Source organism: Pseudomonas sichuanensis (assembly GCF_003231305.1).
GTDB classification, from domain to species: domain Bacteria; phylum Pseudomonadota; class Gammaproteobacteria; order Pseudomonadales; family Pseudomonadaceae; genus Aquipseudomonas; species Aquipseudomonas sichuanensis.
On sequence record NZ_QKVM01000007.1, the window covers coordinates 78,331 to 96,394 of the forward strand.

Sequence of the window (18,064 nt, forward strand, 5' to 3'; positions counted from 1 at the left end):
GCCGCCTGGGCGGCCCAGCTCATTCATCACGCGGGTTTGGACTCGAATTCCTATGCGCATTGCTTATTTCATCAATCAGTACCCCAAGGTCAGCCACAGTTTCATTCGCCGTGAAATCCTCGCGTTGGAGCGCCAGGGTTTCGAGATTCAGCGCATTGCCTTGCGTGGCTGGGATGCCGAACTGCAGGACGACGAGGATGTGCAAGAGCAGGGCAAGACACAGTACGTACTGCAAGGCGGCGTGAACGCGCTGCTGAAGCCGGCGCTTCAGGTGTTGCGCCAGCAGCCCAGGCGCTTTTTCGCAAGCCTGTGGCTGGCCCTGCGCCTCGGCCGGCGAGCTGACCGGGCATGGCCCTACCACTTGATCTACCTGGCTGAGGCATGCCGTGTGCTGCAGTGGCTGCAGGCGTCGGGCGCGGTGCATGTGCATGCGCATTTCGGCACCAACTCGACCGAGGTGGTGATGCTGGCCCGCGCCTTGGGCGGGCCGGCCTACAGCTTTACCGTGCATGGCCCCGAGGAGTTCGACAAACCGCAGTTCCTGCATGTGGGCGAGAAGGTGCGGCGCGCCGCATTCGTCGCGGCGGTCAGTTCCTACGGGCGTAGCCAGCTGTTCCGCTGGGTGGCCCACGAGCACTGGGACAAGGTCAAGGTGGTGCACTGTGGCCTGGAGCGCAGCTTCCATGATGTGCCCGCCGTGGCTGCGCCCAGCGTGCCGCGGCTGGTGTGTGTTGGCCGGTTGTGCGAGCAGAAAGGCCAATTGCTGTTGCTTGAGGCCGCTCGGCTGCTGGCGGCGCAGGCGCTGGAATTCGAGTTGGTGCTGGCTGGGGACGGCGAAATGCGCGAGCAACTGGAAGCCCTGATCGCCCGGCACGGCCTGCAGGCGCAGGTGCGTATTACCGGCTGGATCAGCAGCGCACAGGTACGCGAGGAGATCCTCGCCGCCCGCGCGCTGGTGTTGCCAAGCTTCGCCGAGGGCTTGCCGGTGGTGATCATGGAGGCCATGGCCCTGCGTCGCCCGGTGCTGACCACCTATGTGGCGGGTATCCCCGAGCTGGTAACGCCAGGCGAGAACGGCTGGCTGTTCCCGGCGGGGGCCGTGGAGGAACTGGCCACGGCCATGGCCGATTGCCTGGCGCAACCTGCGCACGTGCTGCAGCGCATGGGGGAGGCGGCGTACCAGCGCGTGCTGCAACGCCATGACATCGATACCGAAGCGGCCCGGCTGGCCAGCTACTTCAAGGCATCCGCATGATCATCCTACTGAGCTGGCTGTTGGGCGCCGCGGCGCTGCTGATCCTGTTACCGGTACTGGTCCTGTTCGTCCAGGTGTTGCTGGGCTGCCTGCCCGCCCGGCCGCTGCCCATGGCCACAGGCAAGCGGGCACGGGTAGCGGTGCTGGTGCCGGCGCACGACGAGGCCTCGGTCATTCGTGCCACCCTCGCCAGCATCACCCCGCAACTGGCCGCAGGTGACCGCCTGCTGGTGGTGGCCGACAACTGCAGCGATGACACCGCCACGCTTGCCCGGCAGGCGGGCGCGCAAGTGGTCGAACGCCAGGATGACCGACTGCGGGGCAAGGGCTACGCACTGGATTTCGGTGTGCGCTACCTGGCGGACGACCCACCGCAGGTGCTGATCATCATCGATGCCGACTGCCTGGCGGACGCGGGCGCTATCGAGCGGTTGACGCGTTGCTGCAGCGAGACTGCGCGTCCCGTGCAAGCCCTCTACCTGATGCATGCGCCAGCAGGTGCCGGGCTGAAGGTACAGATCGCCGAGTTTGCCTGGCGGGTGAAGAACCTGGTGCGCCCGCGCGGGTGGGCGTGGTTGGGCCTGCCTTGCCAACTGATGGGCTCGGGCATGGCGTTGCAGTGGCGCGACCTTGCACTGATCGACCTGGCCCACGGCCACCTCGTCGAAGACCTGAAGATGGGGCTGGACCTGTGTCGCAACGGCAAACCACCGCTGTTCTGCCCACAGGCGCAGGTCTACAGCCAGTTCCCGAGCAGTGACGAAGGCCTGGCAATACAGCGCACTCGCTGGGAACACGGCCACCTCGGCGTTTTGCTTGCTGACGCCCCTCGGCTCCTGCTGAGCGCGTTGACTCGACGCAACGGGCGTCTGCTGGCCATGGCCATGGATCTGCTGGTACCGCCGCTGGCCCTGCTGGTGCTGACATTGATGGCATTGCTGGGCATTACCTGGTTGGCGTATGCGCTGTTGGGCATGTTGTTGCCGGCATTGCTGGCCACGCTGGCCATGGTCCTGCTGGGTAGCGCGGTACTACTGGCCTGGCTGCGCTTCTGCCGCGAGCAGATGCCCTTTTCGGTGTTGTTGTATGCGCCTTGTTACGCGGCTATGAAGATCCCGTTGTACCTGGGGTTTCTGGTGCGACGCCAGGTGGAATGGGTACGTTCGAAACGGGATGACAGCTGATGAAGGATCGTGCATGGCAACGGCGCTGGGCCACTGTCGTCGACAAACTGCAGGTAGTGGCTGACGCGGCTGATGAGCAACGGCTGCTCGACACCTTGTCGGCACCGCAAGCACCCACCGTGCTGGGCTTCGTCAATGCCCACGCCATGAACCTGATGGCGGGAAATGGTGAATTCTACAAGGCGCTGGTGGCCGCCGACGTGTTGCTGCGAGACGGTTCGGGCATGGGGCTGCTGTACCGCCGTCTGGGCCTTGCGCCAGGGTTGAACATGAACGGCACCGATTTCATTCCCCGTGTGCTGGCGGCCTGCAAAGGCCGGCGGGTTGCCCTGTGGGGCACCCGGGAGCCTGCCCTGGCCCAGGCCGCGCAGCACTGCGAAGCCCGCTTCGGGGTGCGGCCGGTGTCGGTGCACGATGGCTTCGCCGACGTGGAGACCTATCTGCGGCTGGCCCGTGAACTGCAACCCGAGCTGATCGTGCTGGGCATGGGCATGCCCAGGCAGGAGCTGGTTGCAGCCCGGCTGGTGGCCGTTACCGGGCCATGCCTGATCGTGTGCGGCGGGGCGATCCTGGACTTTCTGGGGGGAGGGGTGGAGCGGGCCCCAGCCTGGGTACGACGGCTGGGCATGGAGTGGCTGTACCGCTTGTTGAAGGAACCCAGGCGCTTGTTTGGCCGCTATGTACTGGGTAACCCGCTGTTCGTGTTGCGCACCCTGGCCTGCAGCAAGATGCGTGGTTCAGCCGGTTCCAGTGTGCCGGGCAGTGAGCCCTGACCCGTCTCAATGGCGGCGCGCGCCGCAGCGATGGCGCAGTACTGCTACAGTGATATCAGTCGCCGCAATACAGAAAAAACAATAAACAGGCGAAATGCCGCATCAGCCCCTGAGTGAACGCCATCTTGGTGGCTCAACGCTCAAGCGAGCGCTTGAATCAGGGGGTCTTGCCGCATGCAGGGATCGATAATGCGCGCTCGTGTTCACGCCATCCGTGGCACCTCAATCACTGCAGTGAAATACAACCCCCGGCAGGCTTGCCGGGGTGAGACCGCTATCGCCAGTGGCCATGCCGCTGTCCAGGGTGGCCGGGGCAATTGCAACCGTTGATTTTGAATCGTGTTCAGCCTGATGGAAGAGTGTTCGCCACGCTCACATTGATCGCTCACATTGATGAGGCCTGACAATGGTTTTGGAACCCAGAAGCAGTCGTCCCGTACTCCAGCGCAGAAGCAACGTCAGCAACGCTGTGCAGGCGGGTCTTGACGGTATTGCGGTGACAGGTGTCGCCTGGTACCTGATCTACGAACAGTTTGGCTATATCACCTCCGACTACGTGATCATGCTGCTGTTGCTGATCGGCGCGCTGGCAGTCATCTACGACCACTACGCCATCTACCGCACCAACGTCGGCTTGACGGTCAAGGCCTTCAGGCTGTTCAAGGCCTGGTCGGCGACGTTCTGCTTCCTGGTGGTGATGGCGTTCCTTACCAAACAGAGCGAATCGTATTCGCGGCTGCTGGTCGGGGAGCTGTTCGTCATCGGCTATTTCGTCCAGCTGTTCCTGCACATCGCCGTGCGCGAAGTGCAGAAGCGCTTCATGGCCCATGCCTACCGCATGGAAAACGCGCTGATCATCGGCAACGGTGAATTGGCCGATTTCCTTTACCGCAAAATCAGCAACAACCCCTGGTTCGGCGAGCGGGTGGTGGGTTGTGTGTTGTTCGACGAAGCTGACGCCGCGCAGCGGGCCGAGGGGCAGGAGGGGCCGCCCGTGCTTGGGCATATTCGCGCGCTCGACGAGATCGTCGCGCAGCACGCCATACGTACGGTGTACCTGGTAACGCCGCTCGGCGGCTCCGAAGTGATCAACGATATCTACTTGAAGCTGCTGGAAAAATGCATTGCCGTGAACTGGGTGCCGGATATTTTCTCGCTGCGCCTGATCAACCACAGCGTTCGCGAAATCGCCGGTATTCCGGTACTGACCTTGTCCGAGACACCTTTGACCGGCATGAGCCTGTTCCTCAAGAACGTCGAGGACCGGGTGCTGGCGGCGCTGATCCTGCTGTTCATCTCGCCAATACTGCTGGTTGTCGCCTTGGTCATCAAGCTCGATAGCCCTGGGCCGGTGTTCTTCCGCCAGGAGCGCATGGGCTGGACCGGCGAATCGTTCCGTATCTGGAAATTCAGGAGCATGCATGTGCACCAGCCCGAGGCCGGCGTGCTCCAGCAGGCCCAGAAGAACGACCCGCGCTTGACCCGGGTGGGCGCCTTCATCCGTCGTACCAGCCTGGACGAGCTGCCCCAGCTGTTCAACGTGCTGACCGGGGAGATGTCGCTGGTGGGCCCGCGCCCCCATGCGCTGCAGCACGACACGCAGTACTCCCAGGACATCGTCGACTACTTTGCCCGCCACAACATCAAGCCCGGCATGACTGGCCTGGCCCAGGTACGTGGCTTCAGGGGCGAAACCAAGGACATCGCGCAGATGGTCCAGCGCGTCAATTCCGATATCGAGTACATCAACAACTGGTCGCTGTGGCTCGACTTCGTGATTCTGGTGCGTACGCTCAATGCCTTCACCGGCAAACACGCCTACTGAGCACTGTCGGGCTGACCGGCGGGCCGACGGCCGGTCACACATCCCGGCACGCAGCACTACACTTGCCCGGTGATGGCGACCTGCCTGCATCGGCCTGGTCGCCCCTTCAAGGATGAAAGACCCAGCCACTGTCGATCCGCAGCGCGGACCGGCGGTGTCCTGCAAGGAGACGCAGGTCGATGGTCATCAAGCGAACGAGCATGGTTCGCGTGCCAGCAATGGCCCGTGAGCCGTCGAAAAGTGGCAATGAACTCCAGGGGGCGGTCGAAGGGTTGCTGGCCAGCCCGCTGTTCGTCAAGTCGCGGCGCCTGGGCAGCCTGCTCAGTTACCTCGCCCAGCGCAGCCAGCAGGGCGGCGAGGGCATCCCCAGCGAATACGATATCGGCATCGCGGTGTTTCGCCGGGATCCTGCGGTGTACTGCACGGGCGACGACCCGGTGGTACGGGTGCAGATCGGTCGCCTGCGGCGCAAGCTTGCGGACTATTACGCCACGCATGGGGCTCATGAGCCGTTGCGCCTGAGCGTGCCTGCCGGTGGTTATCGGCTGTGCTGCGAACGGTGGGGCGCGCCGTTGGCCGATGGTCGGCCGGCGGTACTGTGCGTGCGGCCGTTCAGTTGCCTGACCAACCTGGGTGGGGCGTTCGCGCGGGGGTTGGGCGAGGAGTTGTGCGACTTGCTGTTCCATGGTTTCGAGCGTGCCTCGGTGCGCGTGCGCTTACCACGGGGGGCACCGACGCCAGGCGAACTCACCCATGAGCATGCCTACCTGCTTGAGGGCAGTGTGCGGGCCGAAGCCAACCGTGTGCGGGTGGCGGTGCGTCTGCTGGACGTGGGTGCTGGCAGCCTGCTCTGGTCGGCCCGCTTCGACCGAGGCGGACCATTGCTGATCGCCACCGAGCAGGAGCTGGCCGAGGCCATCTGCCACTGCGTGATCGGTCAGTTCGTCCGGCACGCAGGGTGATACCGCCGGGGCGAACCCCGGCGGCCAAGGCTCAGGAAGGGATGATCCACTTCTGGTCGGAGTACATGTAGGTGGCGCTGTTGGCGAAGGTCAGGTCGATCTCCTGGGCATTGGAGCGTGAGCTGCTGAACATGGTGCTGGTCTGCACGTCCTGTTGGAACCACACCAGGATGCTTTCCTTCGGCGTGAGGCTGGTGCTGCCCTGTACGACCGCACTGGTGGCCACGTAGATCGGCGTGCTCACCTGCTTGCCGTCGATGCCGGTGGACAGCTGGTTGACGCCCGGATGGATCGAACCGTACTTGTTGATCAAGGTGACCGCCGTTTCCGGTCCACCGGTGGAAGGCGCCCCGAGTATGCCTGCATCGTCGAGGATCGATTGTTGCCCGAGGCCGATGGTGACGATATTGGTGGCCGTGGTCACCGTGACATTGTCCTGGAAGGTGTTGGTGCCAAACAGCTGGTACTGGGGCGTCCAGCTGAAAGTGTTGTTCATCAGGTACTTGTCGTAGGACTGCCAGACCACGTTGTACGCAGCGTCTCCGACCTTCTTGGCGAAGCACAGCTTGTACTTCCCGTCCTTGAGAGTACGCAGGTCATCGGCGGCAATCTGGATGTTCACCGATTTGGTAACGGCATCGGTGATGGTGCGGAACAGATTGGCGTAGTGGCTTTGCTCCAGGGGCTGGGTTCGGCCAAGCAGGGCCTTGACCGCTTGTTGCACCTGTTCCTGGCGCTGTTGGGCGACGGCGAGCTGTTGTTTGCTTGCGGCATTCGAATTGCTCATGGTGTCCCTCTGTCCTTGTTGAGTGATGGTTGCCGAATTCCGGCCTGTGCCGGCGTGTCGACCAGGCCACTTTAGGCGGAGCAGGAGGGCCGGCGAAGTATCACGGTGTTACAAGGCAGCGGCTGTTATGCCGCCCATTCAAATGAACAAGGGCCGCAATGCGGCCCTTGTTACTCGTGCAAGTACGCAAGCAAGGCTTAGGCCGTGCTCTTAACGTTGGCGTCGGCCCAGGTGAAGTTCCAACTGGTGCGCTTGCCCTTGGCCACTTCGATGAGCTTGTTTTCGTAGGTCGTGTGGCTGATCTCGCCGGTGAATGTCAGTTTACGAGCGCTGTTGTCGCCTGTGACTTCGCCCGGCGTGCCGTTGCTCAGGATCATCGCTTTCTTGAGGTCCTCTGCGGATGGCGCGCTGGCCTGGTTCTTCTCGACGATTACGAAATGCATGGTTACACCTCCTGTGTGGGTTGATCCTCGGCACGGCGCGGCGCGCAGGCCGAGGGGCACACTCTAGGCGCGGGAGGGGCAGGGGCTTAAGTTACAAGGGCGGCGGCGAAGTAACAGTGCGTAACGCCAGGTTGGATACACCGAGTGGCCCTACACACCAGGCAGTGACAACGGGTGCAACGCCCTGAATCCCTGCGCCTCCTCCACCAGCCAGTCATGCACTGCCCGGGCGCCGGGCTGGGTCAGCCCGCCGGGCGGGTAGTGCAGCACGTAGCGCTTGTGGTTGGCGATCGGTACGCCGAACGGCACGATCAGCGCCCCGCGCTCAAGTTCATCGTTGAGCAGGGTGCGTCGGGCGATGGCCACGCCGACACCGGCAATCGCCGCCTCGATGGTCAGGTGGTTGCGGTTGAAGGTATGGCCACGGCGCACGTCCAGCCCGCCGGCGCCGATACCGTCCAGGTAAAACTCCCATTCGGCATATTCCGAGCTGCCGCGCCAGGCGGTGATGTCGTGCAGCAGCGGATAGTGCACAAGGTCCGTCGGCCCGTGCAGCGGCGGGCGGCCGCGCAGCAGAGCAGGGGAGCAGACCGGGAAGATCTGTTCATCCAGCAATGGGGTGGACAGCATGCCTGGGTAGCTGCCGTCGTTGAGGTCGATGGCCAGGTCGAAGTCATCCGGGTGCAGGGCCTGGTTGCTGTCCTCGGCCACCAGGCGCAGCTCGATGTCGGGGTAGCGCTGCTGGAAGCGCGGCAGGCGCGGCGTCAGCCATTTGGCCAGGAACGACGGGATCGAGCGCAGGCGCAAGGTGCCCCGGATCTCGCCGGCATCCAGGCGCAACAGCTCGGCCTCGATGCTGCCGTAGGCCTCGGCCACGGTCTGTGCCAGGCGCTGCCCCTCGGCCGACAGCTCGACGCCGCGGGCGCGGCGCAGGAACAGGCGATAGCCCAGGCGCTCTTCCAGTTGGCGCATCTGCTGGCTGACTGCGCCGGGGGTGATGTGCAGCTCTTCTGCACAGCGGGTGAATGACAGGTGCCGCGCCGCGCAGGCAAACACATGCAGCCAGACGTATACCTGGCCGTTGAGTGGCCCCTTCATCGTTTAGTCCTGCTAAAGGCTTGTGTAGGAAGTTTCGTTGGTCATGCCGACCTGAGCGCGTCAGTATCGCCCAACTTTGTAATACCGTTCAATTTTTCCGGAGATCCGTGGTGCGCGTTGTACGGCTGCCACGGTCAGGCATTAGCATGGCTATCAGTGTTTTCGACCTTTTCAAGATTGGCATCGGCCCATCGAGCTCCCACACCGTCGGCCCCATGCGCGCCGCGGCAACCTTCGCCCTGGCACTGCGCGAGCGCGGCCTGCTGGCCCAGGTGAGCCGGGTCGAGGTCCGTCTGTACGGCTCGCTGTCGGCCACCGGGGTTGGCCATGCCACCGACCGTGCCTGCCTGTTGGGCCTGATGGGCCAGTGGCCGGACCGCATCGACCCGCACAGCATCGAGCCACGCATCGACCAGTTGATGCAGGAGCAGTGCCTGATGCTCGATGCCAGCCATCCGATCGAGTTCCAGTACAGCCGTGACATGCGCCTGCTCGACGAGAGCCTGGCTTACCACCCCAACGCCATGACCTTGGAAAGCTTCGACGCCCAGGGCAGCCAGTTCAGCCAGACCTACTATTCGGTGGGTGGCGGCTTCATCGTCGAGCAAAGCGAAATCGACGCACCCCAGGCTGGCAGCGCCGAGGTCGAGCTGCCCTACGAGTTTTCCAGTGCAGAGGAACTGCTGGCACTGTGCAAGCAGCATGGGCTGAGTGTCAGCCAGCTGATGCTGGCCAACGAGCGCGCCTGGCGCTCGGAAAGCGAGATACGCGAAGGCCTGCTGAACATCTGGGCCGCCATGCGCGAGTGCGTGGTCAACGGCCTGCGCAACGAAGGCATCCTGCCCGGCGGGCTCAAGGTCAAGCGCCGCGCCGCGCGCCTGCACCGCAGCCTGCAGGAGCTGGGCAAGCCCAACGTGATCGGTTCGACCCTCAGCGCCATGGAGTGGGTCAACCTGTTCGCCTTGGCGGTCAACGAAGAGAACGCCGCCGGCGGACGCATGGTCACCGCGCCCACCAACGGCGCGGCCGGGATCATCCCGGCGGTGCTGCACTACTACATGAAATTCAACCCCGGCGCCTGCGACGACGACGTGGTCACCTTCCTGCTGGCGGCGGCAGCGGTGGGCATCCTGTGCAAGAAGAACGCCTCGATTTCCGGCGCCGAAGTGGGCTGCCAGGGCGAGGTCGGTTCGGCCTGTTCGATGGCTGCCGCTGGGCTGGCCGAAGTGTTGGGCGCCACGCCGCCCCAGCTGGAAAATGCCGCCGAGATTGCCCTGGAACATAACCTCGGGCTGACCTGCGACCCGGTCGGTGGCCTGGTCCAGGTACCGTGCATCGAGCGCAACGCCATTGCCGCGGTCAAGGCGATCAATGCCGTGCAGATGGCCTTGCGCGGCGACGGCGAGCATTTCATTTCCCTCGACCAGGTGATCCGCACCATGCGCGATACCGGTGCCGACATGCACGCCAACTACAAGGAAACCTCGCGCGGCGGCCTGGCCGTGGCGTTCGTCGAGTGCTGACGGAACGCCAGGCATGCACTTGACCGCTGTAGGAGCAACTGCCTTGCTCAACTGCTAAAGCTAGCGCGATCCCTGTGGGAGCGGGCTTGCCCCGCGAACACGGGCGAAGCCCGTGCCACCCCGCGCGACACAAGGCCGCTCCTACAGAAGCCATGCAACCCATGAGGCCGGCAAGCCGGCTCCCACACTGCAACACCCGCTGTACCTGCGACAAAAACAACTACAAGGCGATACCCATGACTGATGTACAAAGCACCACGACCCTTCGTGCGGATTCGGCTGCCCCGGCTACGGCCTCGGGCTCGACCACCTGGAACCGCCACGACACCACCTGGGCCCTGGGCCTGTATGGCACCGCCATCGGTGCCGGCACCCTGTTCCTGCCGATCAACGCTGGCGTCGGCGGCTTCTGGCCGCTGCTGATCCTGGCGTTGCTGGCGTTCCCCATGACCTTCTTCGCCCACCGCGCACTGACCCGCTTCGTGCTGTCCGGGCGCAAGGGCGGCAGCGAAGACATCACCGAGGTGGTGGAAGAGCACTTCGGCGTTGGTGCCGGCAAGCTGATCACCCTGCTGTATTTCTTCGCCATCTTCCCGATCCTGCTGGTGTACAGCGTGGCGCTGACCAACACCCTCACCAGCTTCTTCGAACACCAGCTGCACCTGAACGCGCCGCCCCGCGCACTGCTGGCGCTGCTGCTGATCTGCGGCCTGATGATCATCGTGCGCTGCGGTCAGCAGCTCATCGTCAAGGCCATGAGCCTGCTGGTCTACCCCTTCGTCGCTTCGCTGCTGTTGCTGGCGCTGAGCCTGATCCCCAACTGGAACGGCGCGTTCTTCGCCCAGGCCAATGAGGGGCTCAGTGCCTCGAACCTGATGCTCACCTTGTGGTTGGCGATCCCGGTGATGGTGTTTTCGTTCAACCACTCACCGATCATCTCGGCCTTTGCCGTCGACCAGAAACATCGCTACGGCGCTGACGCCGACCGCAAGAGCGGCCGCACCCTGGCCACTGCCCACGTGATGATGGTGCTGACGGTGATGTTCTTCTGCTTCAGCTGCGTGCTGGCCCTGAGCCCGGAGAATCTGGCCGAGGCCAAGGCGCAGAACATCTCGATCCTGTCGTACCTGGCCAACCACTTCCAGACCCCGGTGATCGCCTTCGTTGCGCCGCTGATCGCGCTGGTGGCGATCACCAAATCGTTCCTGGGCCATTACATCGGCGCCAGCGAAGGCTTCCAGGGCATGATCGTCAAGAGCCTGCGTGGGCGTGGCAAAGTCTGGCCGGCCAAACGCCTTGAGCGTGCCACGGCGTTGTTCATGGTGGTGACCTGCTGGGCGGTGGCCACACTCAACCCGAGCATCCTTGGCCTGATCGAAGGCCTGGGTGGCCCGGTGATCGCCTGCCTGCTGTTCCTGATGCCGATGTACGCGGTGCACAAGGTGCCGGCGCTGCGTCAGTACTCGGGCAAACTGTCGAATGTGTTCGTCGTGTTGATTGGTTTGATCACGCTGTCGGCGATCGTCTACACCTTCGTCGCCTGATCTTTCGTCGCCAGATGCAACAAGGCCGCTGTCCGGCAGGGACAGCGGCCTTGTTGCATCTGGCGACGGCAGTGGGCTACTTGGTCTTGTGCTGCAGCGCCACAAAGCTGCGACGCATGTCGCTGGCCCAGCCATCGAGTACCGGCTTGACGTCGGCCAGGGTGAGTTTCTGCGTGTCGTTTTCCAGCTCCTTGCCGCTGCCTTTGCGCACCACCTGGGCCAGCACTTTCTGGCTGGCGCCATCGAGGAAGGCCGCCTCTACCGCGATGTCCACGTCCTGGTCACGCCCACCAGCGGCGGTGTTGACCGCTGCTGCCACCAGCGCGATGGGGATGACTTCGTAGGGCTTGAGGCCTTGGTTGCTGGTGGCCACGGCGGTGATCGCCGGGCGCACCACGATGGTGTTCGGCCCAGGCTCCTTGACCAGCGTCAGCACACTGCCCAGCTCGCGACGCATGGCTTCGTTGAAGTAGCGGGTGATCTCCTGCAGGGTCTGCGCCGAGATCACGTCGGTCGGTTGTGGTTTTGGATAGAACTGGCTCGGCTCGATGAACACCTTGGTGTACTGGCTGGCTTTCAGGTTCGGGTCGACCCAGCGCATCACCGGCGCGCCAGAGACGCTTTCGGCCGGTTTCAGGCGGCTGTAGTCCTTGAGAAAGCCGGAGTAATCCTTGGGGTCGACGCGGTTGCTGGAGCAGGCAACCAAAGCAAGCAGGGCTGCGCACAACAGGGTGGTGCGAGGCAGTTGCATCATGATGGCGGTGTCCATGAGTGAATTGGCCAGAACAACGCTAGCAGGTGCTTGGCGGAAGGCCAGCATCCCGTTCGATTCTCATTGCCGTTTCGCACGTCCACCCCCGAAGCAGCCGACTTTTCATTCAATCCGGAAGCTGGAAAGGTGTGCCCTTTACGGGTATGGTTTGGAGCGTTGGACATGGAAGTCTATAAAAGAAGGGAGTTCACCCGCTGGCAACTCAGCGAGAACCTCCCGGATTGCGTGCTGTGCAAGGCTGTCGAGGAAATGCAATGCGGGCTGGTGGATACCAGCCTAGGCGGGCTGCTGTTCAAGAAGCGCATCGCCGGTCGCGGTGCCGGAAAGCGCGGCAGCTATCGCACGCTGCTGTCAGCCCGCATCGGCAGCCGCTACGTGTTTCTGCATGGATTTAAAAAGAACGACCTGGTGAATGTCACGCCCAGCGAGCAGAAGGCGTTGCAGTTTGCCGGCAAGGTATTCCTGGATTTATCACCGCAGGCGTTGACCAAAGCTCTGGGCTGCGGTGTCTTGATGGAGGTCCACTGTGACCAGCAAACTCATTGAATCATTGCGTGATGACCTGAGTGCCCTGGAGCGGGCGGGCGCGGTCGGCAAAGTCACGCTGCGCGATTTCGAAGCGATCTGCCCGGCGCCCGTGCGGGCGTTCACTGCCCAGGACATCAAGCAACTGCGTGAAACCCTCAATTTCAGCCAGCCGGTGTTCGCCCTGCACCTACATACCAGCACTTCCACGGTGCGCAAGTGGGAGCAGGGCGAAACACGTCCGGCGGGGCCTGCGTTGAAACTGCTCAATGTCATCGCTGACAAAGGCCTGCAGGCCATCCTTTGAGCAAAGCCCGTCAGCCCAACGCCTCACGCAGTCGGTACCACAACATCCCCAGTGCCAGCAGCGGCGAGCGCAATGCCTTGCCGCCGGGGAAGGTCAGGTGGGGCACTGAGCTGAACACGTCGAACCCGTAACTGGCCTGGGTGGCGATGGCCTCGGCCAGCAGTTTCGCCGTCCAGTGGGTAGTGTTCAAGCCATGCCCGGAATAGCCCTGGGCATAGAACACATTGGGGTGCTGGCTGAGCCGGCCGACCTGCGGGAAGCGGTTGGCGGTGATACCGATCATGCCGCCCCATTGGTAGTCCAGGCGCACATCGGCCAACTGCGGGAACACCTTGAGCACCTTGGGTCGCATGTAGGCGCCGATGTCCTTCGGGTCGCGCCCGGAGTAGTGGCAGGCGCCGCCGAACAGCAGCCGGTTGTCGGCAGTGAGGCGGTAATAGTCCAGGCCGACTTTTTGGTCGCACAGCGCCATGTTCTGCGGGATCAGCGCCCGGGCAACGCGTTCGGGCAGCGGCTCGCTGGCCACTACATAGCTGCCGGCAGGCAACACTTTGCCGCTCAGGCGCGGTTCCAGTTCGTCGAGGTGGGCGTTGCAGCCCAGCACCAGGCTCTGGGCGCGGACCTTGCCGCGCGCAGTGTGCAGGGTCACGGTGTTGCCATGCTCGATGCGCAGCACCGGGCTCTGCTCGAAGATCTTCACGCCCAGGCCATGGGCGGCGCGTGCTTCGCCCTGGACCAGGTCGAGCGGGTGCAGGTGGCCCGAGCCCATGTCCACCAGGCCACCGGCATATTGGTCGCTGGCGACGATTTCATGCATGCGATCGGCGCCGATCAGCCGGGTTTCGTGGCGGTAGCCGAGGTCGGCAAGTTCGCGCTGCTCGTCTTCGAAGGCGGCGAACTGCGCCGGGGTGTTGGCCAGCTCGCAGAAGCCCCAGCGCAGGTCGCAGTCGATGTCGTACTGCTCGATGCGCCGCGCCACCAGCGCCACCGAGTCGATGCCGGCCTGCTTGAGGTAGCGCACGCCGTCCTGGCCGACGTGCCGGGCAAAGCCCGAAACGTCATGGCCGATGCCGCGGATCAGCTGGCCGCCGTTGCGCCCGCTGGCGCCCCAGCCGATGCGCCGGGCCTCCAGCAAGATCACCGTAAGGCCGCGTTCGGCCAGTTCCAGGGCAGCGTTGACCCCGGTCAGGCCGCCGCCGACCACGCACACGTCGGCTTGCAGGTCCTGGTCGAGAACCGGGTAGGGCGCTGCCTTGCGCGCCGTGGCGGCGTAGTAGGAGGCAGTGTGTTCAGTCATGTGAGGCATGGGTGTGCTCGACTCAGCGGTTGGACTTGATCTTGCTCCAGGAGCGGGTCATCTGCCGCAGGATCGGCGGGCTCGGCATGGTGGAAACATACAGCTTGTCCAGCACCTCCTGGGGCGGGTAGATCTCGGGGTTGTTCACCAGTGCCGGGTCCATGTCGGCCTTGGCATCCGGGTTGGCGTTGGCATAGCCGACCGTGGCGCTGACCTTGGCGATCACCTTGGGGTCGAGCAGGTAGTTGATGAACGCCAGGGCTTGTTCGGGGTTCTTGGCATCCTTGGGGATCGCCAGCAGGTCGAACCACAGGTTGCTGCCTTCCTTGGGGATGCTGTAGGCGACCTTGACGCCGTTGCCGGCCTCCTCGGCACGGTGAGCGGCCTGGAACACATCGCCGGAGTAGCCGAAGGCCACGCAGACATCGCCGTTGGCCAGGTCGGAAACGTACTTGGAGGAGTGGAAGTAGGTGATGTACGGGCGCAGCTCCAGCAGGCGTGCCTCGGCCTTTTTATAGTCGTCGGCCTTCTCGCTGCGTGGGTTCATGCCCATGTAGTTGAGGATGGCCGGGAACAGTTCGTCGGGCGAATCCATGAACGCCACGCCGCACTGCTTGAGCTTCTTCAGGTTCTCTGGCTCGAACAGCACTGCCCAGGAATCGATCCTGTCGATGCCCAGCACCGCCTTCACTTTATCGACGTTGTAGCCAATGCCGTTGGTGCCCCACAGGTAAGGCACGGCGTACTGGTTGCCCGGGTCGTTCTGCTCAAGCTGCTTGAGCAGTTCCGGGTCCAGGTGCTGCCAGTTCGGCAGCTTGCTGCGGTCCAGCGGCAGGAACGCGCCGGCCTGGGCCTGGCGGGCGAGGAAATGGTTGGACGGCACGACCACGTCGTAGCCGGTGCGTCCGGCCAGCAGCTTGCCTTCCAGGGTTTCGTTGGAGTCGAACACGTCATAGACCACCTTGATCCCGCTGCTGGCCTGAAAGTCCGCCAGGGTGGTATCACCGATGTAATCGGTCCAGTTGTACACGCTCACCGTCGGCTGGGCCTGGACGGCAGCGCCGAACAACAGGGCGAAGGTTGCGGGAATCAGGGCTTGCGGATGACGCATGTCGACACCTCGTTGGTCTTGTTCTTGGTCGTGGTATTAACGATGGTTCAGTGTTGGGGCATCGTGGGAGCGGGCTTGCCCCGCGATTGGGCTGATGGCCTCGTCGCGGGGCAAGCCCGCTCCCACAAGCTGTGTGATTGATCAGACGCTGAGCAACAGGAACTCACGTTCCCACGAACTGATCACCCGCTTGAAGTTCTCGTGCTCGGCGCGCTTGACCGCCACGTAGCCCTGGACGAACTGCTGGCCCAGGTACTGCTGCACCACTTCACAATCTTCCATGTGCTGCAACGCGTCCTCGATGGTGATCGGCAGGCGCAGGTTGCGTCGTTCGTAAGCGCGGCCCTGCACCGGTGCACTCGGCTCGAGCTTCTCGACCATGCCGATATAGCCGCACAGCAGGCTCGCGGCGATGGCCAGGTACGGGTTGGCATCGGCACCCGGCAGACGGTTTTCCACGCGCATCGCCTCGGGGCTTGAGGTGGGTACGCGCAGGCCGGCGGTACGGTTTTCTTCACCCCACTCGACGTTCACCGGCGCCGAGGTGTCGGGCAGGAAACGGCGGAACGAGTTGACGTTGGGCGCGAACATCGGCAGCAGCTTGGGGATGTACTTCTGCAGGCCGCCGATATGGTGCAGGAACAGCTCGCTCATGCTGCCGTCTTCGTTGGCGAAGATCGGCTTGCCGGTGGCGATGTCGACCACGCTCTGGTGCAGGTGCATGGCGCTGCCCGGCTCGTCGGTGATCGGTTTGGCCATGAAGGTGGCGGTGACGTTGTGCTTGAGCGCCGCTTCGCGCATGGTGCGTTTGAACACGGTGATCTGGTCGGCCAGGTCCAGTGCGTCGCCATGGCGGAAGTTGATCTCCATCTGCGCCGGGCCGTCTTCGTGGATCAGCGTGTCCAGGTCCAGGCCTTGCAGTTCGCACCAGTCGTAGACGTCCTCGAACAGCGGGTCGAATTCGTTGGCGGCGTCGATGGAGAACGACTGCCGGCCACTTTCGGCGCGGCCCGAGCGGCCCAGCGGCACTTGCAGTGGCAGGTCCGGGTCTTCACAGCGTTGCGTGAGGTAGAACTCCATCTCTGGCGCGACGATTGGCTGCCAGCCCTTATCGGCGTAGAGCTTGAGCACCTTTTTCAGCACGTTGCGCGGCGACAGCTCGATGGGCTTGCCCTGCTTGTCGAAGGTGTCGTGGATCACGATCGCGGTAGGTTCGATGGCCCACGGGATCTGGTACACCGCGGTGGGGTCGGGGCGGCAGACCATGTCGATGTCGGCGGCGTCGAGCAGGCTGTAGTAGATGTCATCGTCGACGTAGTCGCCGGTCACGGTCTGCAGCAGCACGCTCTCGGGCAGGCGCATGCCGCGCTCGTGGAGGAACTTGGCGGTGGGGGCGATCTTGCCGCGGGCGATGCCGGTCAGGTCGCTGATCACGCATTCGACTTCGGTGATCCGGTGTTCTTTCAGCCAGGTGGACAGCTGATCGAAGGGGGCGTTCATACAAACCTCTTGGTTGGGTAGTTGTGGTGGGAAGCATGGCGTTCATCGCGTAGGGCACTTCCCACAGGTGACGCTGAGGACTATCTTGGGCGCAGCCCCCTGGGCTGATCTATCCACTTTCTCCGTCAATGAATGCACCAAAAGAGTGCAACTAGGACAGCGCGTGACAACGCCAATCGCCTTGCAGGTTCAGGATTTCCACACCACCGATGTGACCGAACAGACCCGCGTCACCCCCGGCTGGCAGCAGCAGTACCGGCAGATGTCCCCCGGGCATTTCAACGGCCAGCTGCGCTGGCTGGGGCTTGAGGGCGTGGAGGTTTACGAGGAGCGCCTGAACACCCGGGTCGAACAGTTCTTCCGGGCCCCCAGCGGTGCCCTGGCGTTCTGTTTCGACCGCAGCGAAAACAGCCTGTACCTGCTGAACGAAGACAGCCGCAACATCTGGATCACCCCGGAGAACTACCAGGAGGTGGCGGTGGTGTTCGAGCAGCCGTTCCTGGCCAGCCACGGGTTGGATGTGGAGCGCTTGCGCGGGTTGTTCATGGTGCCGCTGAGTTGCCAGCAAAACGCTCTGTTCGGCAATTGGCTCAGCGCCACGCTGACCCGCCTGGGCCAGGCCGATTGCCCGCTGGAGGGCAGGGCGCTGGCGGAGCAGTTGCTGGAGGACTGCCTGTTCATTCTCGACAACGCCGGGCAGCGTCTGCAAGGCGATGCCCTGGGGCGGCGCGACGAGGAACGGGCGATCATGCGCCGGGTCAGCGAATGGGCGGCCGATTGCCCCGACGAGACCCTCAACCTGGTGCAGTTGGCCAAGGTCGCCGGGGTTTCCGTGCGTCAGTTGCAGCAGGCGTTCAAGGGCTTTACCAACCTGCCGCCGGCGCACTGGTTGCGCCTGCGCAGGCTCAACGGGGCACGGCGGGATCTGTTGGCGGGGGATGCGACCGTGGCCGAGGTGGCCATGCGCTGGTCGTTCTGGCACCTGGGGCGGTTTTCCGAAAGCTACCGACAGTTGTTTCGCGAGTTGCCGAGCGAAACGCTAAAGCGCGCGCGCGGCGCCTAGTGCCTGGAGCCGCGAACACCGGCGAAGCCGGTGCCATGCACGGTGTCGTCTGCTTAGCGGCTAAAGCCGCTCCCACAGGGTTCGTGCATTCCCCA

17 protein-coding genes are annotated in these 18,064 nt (G+C 63.7%); 10 read left to right on the forward strand and 7 right to left on the reverse strand.

What is annotated here, in order from left to right:
* The first annotated feature begins 52 nt into the window (after positions 1–52).
* From DM373_RS05625 to DM373_RS05645, 5 genes are all read left to right on the forward strand, one after another.
* On the forward strand, positions 53–1,255 hold the full coding sequence (locus DM373_RS05625) for a glycosyltransferase (RefSeq protein WP_110992643.1): 1,203 nt from the start codon (positions 53–55) through the stop codon (positions 1,253–1,255).
* A complete protein-coding gene (locus DM373_RS05630; protein ID WP_110992644.1) occupies positions 1,252–2,439 on the forward strand; it encodes a glycosyltransferase family 2 protein in 1,188 nt (395 codons plus the stop codon). Before DM373_RS05625 ends, DM373_RS05630 begins: the two co-directional genes overlap by 4 nt.
* Complete coding sequence (locus DM373_RS05635) at positions 2,439–3,212, forward strand: WecB/TagA/CpsF family glycosyltransferase (protein ID WP_110992645.1); 774 nt, start codon at positions 2,439–2,441, stop codon at positions 3,210–3,212. The genes DM373_RS05630 and DM373_RS05635 overlap by 1 nt, the downstream gene beginning before the upstream one ends.
* A 406-nt stretch (positions 3,213–3,618) precedes the next feature.
* Positions 3,619–5,037: an undecaprenyl-phosphate glucose phosphotransferase gene (locus DM373_RS05640; RefSeq protein ID WP_110992646.1), complete on the forward strand. Its 1,419-nt coding sequence runs from the start codon at positions 3,619–3,621 to the stop codon at positions 5,035–5,037.
* Between the two features lie 179 nt (positions 5,038–5,216).
* Positions 5,217–5,999, forward strand: coding sequence for a hypothetical protein (locus tag DM373_RS05645; RefSeq protein WP_244215039.1), 783 nt, complete (start codon positions 5,217–5,219; stop codon positions 5,997–5,999).
* Positions 6,000–6,030: 31 nt separating this feature from the next.
* Here DM373_RS05645 and DM373_RS05650 read toward each other — a convergent pair whose 3' ends face one another.
* From DM373_RS05650 to DM373_RS05660, 3 genes are all read right to left on the reverse strand, one after another.
* Complete coding sequence (locus tag DM373_RS05650; RefSeq protein ID WP_110992647.1) at positions 6,031–6,786, reverse strand: hypothetical protein; 756 nt, start codon at positions 6,784–6,786, stop codon at positions 6,031–6,033.
* A 197-nt stretch (positions 6,787–6,983) separates the two neighbouring features.
* A complete protein-coding gene (locus DM373_RS05655; protein ID WP_110992648.1) occupies positions 6,984–7,229 on the reverse strand; it encodes a hypothetical protein in 246 nt (81 codons plus the stop codon).
* A gap of 150 nt (positions 7,230–7,379) precedes the next feature.
* Positions 7,380–8,327 (reverse strand): LysR substrate-binding domain-containing protein, encoded by a 948-nt coding sequence (locus DM373_RS05660; RefSeq protein WP_110992649.1) that lies wholly within the window; start codon positions 8,325–8,327, stop codon positions 7,380–7,382.
* Positions 8,328–8,473: 146 nt separating this feature from the next.
* Between DM373_RS05660 and DM373_RS05665 the strand changes: the two genes are divergently transcribed.
* Complete coding sequence (locus tag DM373_RS05665) at positions 8,474–9,850, forward strand: L-serine ammonia-lyase (RefSeq protein WP_110992650.1); 1,377 nt, start codon at positions 8,474–8,476, stop codon at positions 9,848–9,850.
* 236 nt (positions 9,851–10,086) lie between these two features.
* Positions 10,087–11,394 carry a serine/threonine transporter gene (locus DM373_RS05670; protein ID WP_110992651.1) on the forward strand — a complete coding sequence of 436 codons (1,308 nt, stop codon included), beginning with the start codon at positions 10,087–10,089 and terminating at the stop codon, positions 11,392–11,394.
* A 76-nt stretch (positions 11,395–11,470) separates the two neighbouring features.
* Here the strand turns inward: DM373_RS05670 and DM373_RS05675 are convergent, their stop codons facing one another.
* Positions 11,471–12,148: a DUF3313 domain-containing protein gene (locus DM373_RS05675; RefSeq protein ID WP_110992712.1), complete on the reverse strand. Its 678-nt coding sequence runs from the start codon at positions 12,146–12,148 to the stop codon at positions 11,471–11,473.
* Between the two features lie 180 nt (positions 12,149–12,328).
* Between DM373_RS05675 and DM373_RS05680 the strand changes: the two genes are divergently transcribed.
* Together DM373_RS05680 and DM373_RS05685 are read left to right on the forward strand one after the other, a co-directional pair.
* The gene (locus DM373_RS05680) at positions 12,329–12,712 is read left to right on the forward strand and encodes a type II toxin-antitoxin system RelE/ParE family toxin (protein ID WP_110992652.1); all 384 of its coding nucleotides are present in this window, start codon (positions 12,329–12,331) and stop codon (positions 12,710–12,712) included.
* A complete protein-coding gene (locus tag DM373_RS05685; RefSeq protein ID WP_110992653.1) occupies positions 12,693–12,998 on the forward strand; it encodes a helix-turn-helix domain-containing protein in 306 nt (101 codons plus the stop codon). Before DM373_RS05680 ends, DM373_RS05685 begins: the two co-directional genes overlap by 20 nt.
* A 10-nt stretch (positions 12,999–13,008) precedes the next feature.
* Here DM373_RS05685 and DM373_RS05690 read toward each other — a convergent pair whose 3' ends face one another.
* From DM373_RS05690 to DM373_RS05700, 3 genes are all read right to left on the reverse strand, one after another.
* Positions 13,009–14,304: an NAD(P)/FAD-dependent oxidoreductase gene (locus DM373_RS05690; RefSeq protein ID WP_110992654.1), complete on the reverse strand. Its 1,296-nt coding sequence runs from the start codon at positions 14,302–14,304 to the stop codon at positions 13,009–13,011.
* 13 nt (positions 14,305–14,317) lie between these two features.
* Positions 14,318–15,406 (reverse strand): polyamine ABC transporter substrate-binding protein, encoded by a 1,089-nt coding sequence (locus tag DM373_RS05695; RefSeq protein WP_110992655.1) that lies wholly within the window; start codon positions 15,404–15,406, stop codon positions 14,318–14,320.
* A gap of 141 nt (positions 15,407–15,547) precedes the next feature.
* Positions 15,548–16,906, reverse strand: a complete 1,359-nt coding sequence (locus tag DM373_RS05700; RefSeq protein WP_110992656.1) for a glutamine synthetase family protein — start codon at positions 16,904–16,906, stop codon at positions 15,548–15,550.
* A 163-nt stretch (positions 16,907–17,069) separates the two neighbouring features.
* On the opposite strand from DM373_RS05700, the gene DM373_RS05705 reads away from it, so the two are divergent.
* Positions 17,070–17,969 (forward strand): helix-turn-helix domain-containing protein, encoded by a 900-nt coding sequence (locus tag DM373_RS05705; protein WP_110992657.1) that lies wholly within the window; start codon positions 17,070–17,072, stop codon positions 17,967–17,969.
* Positions 17,970–18,064 lie beyond the last annotated feature (95 nt).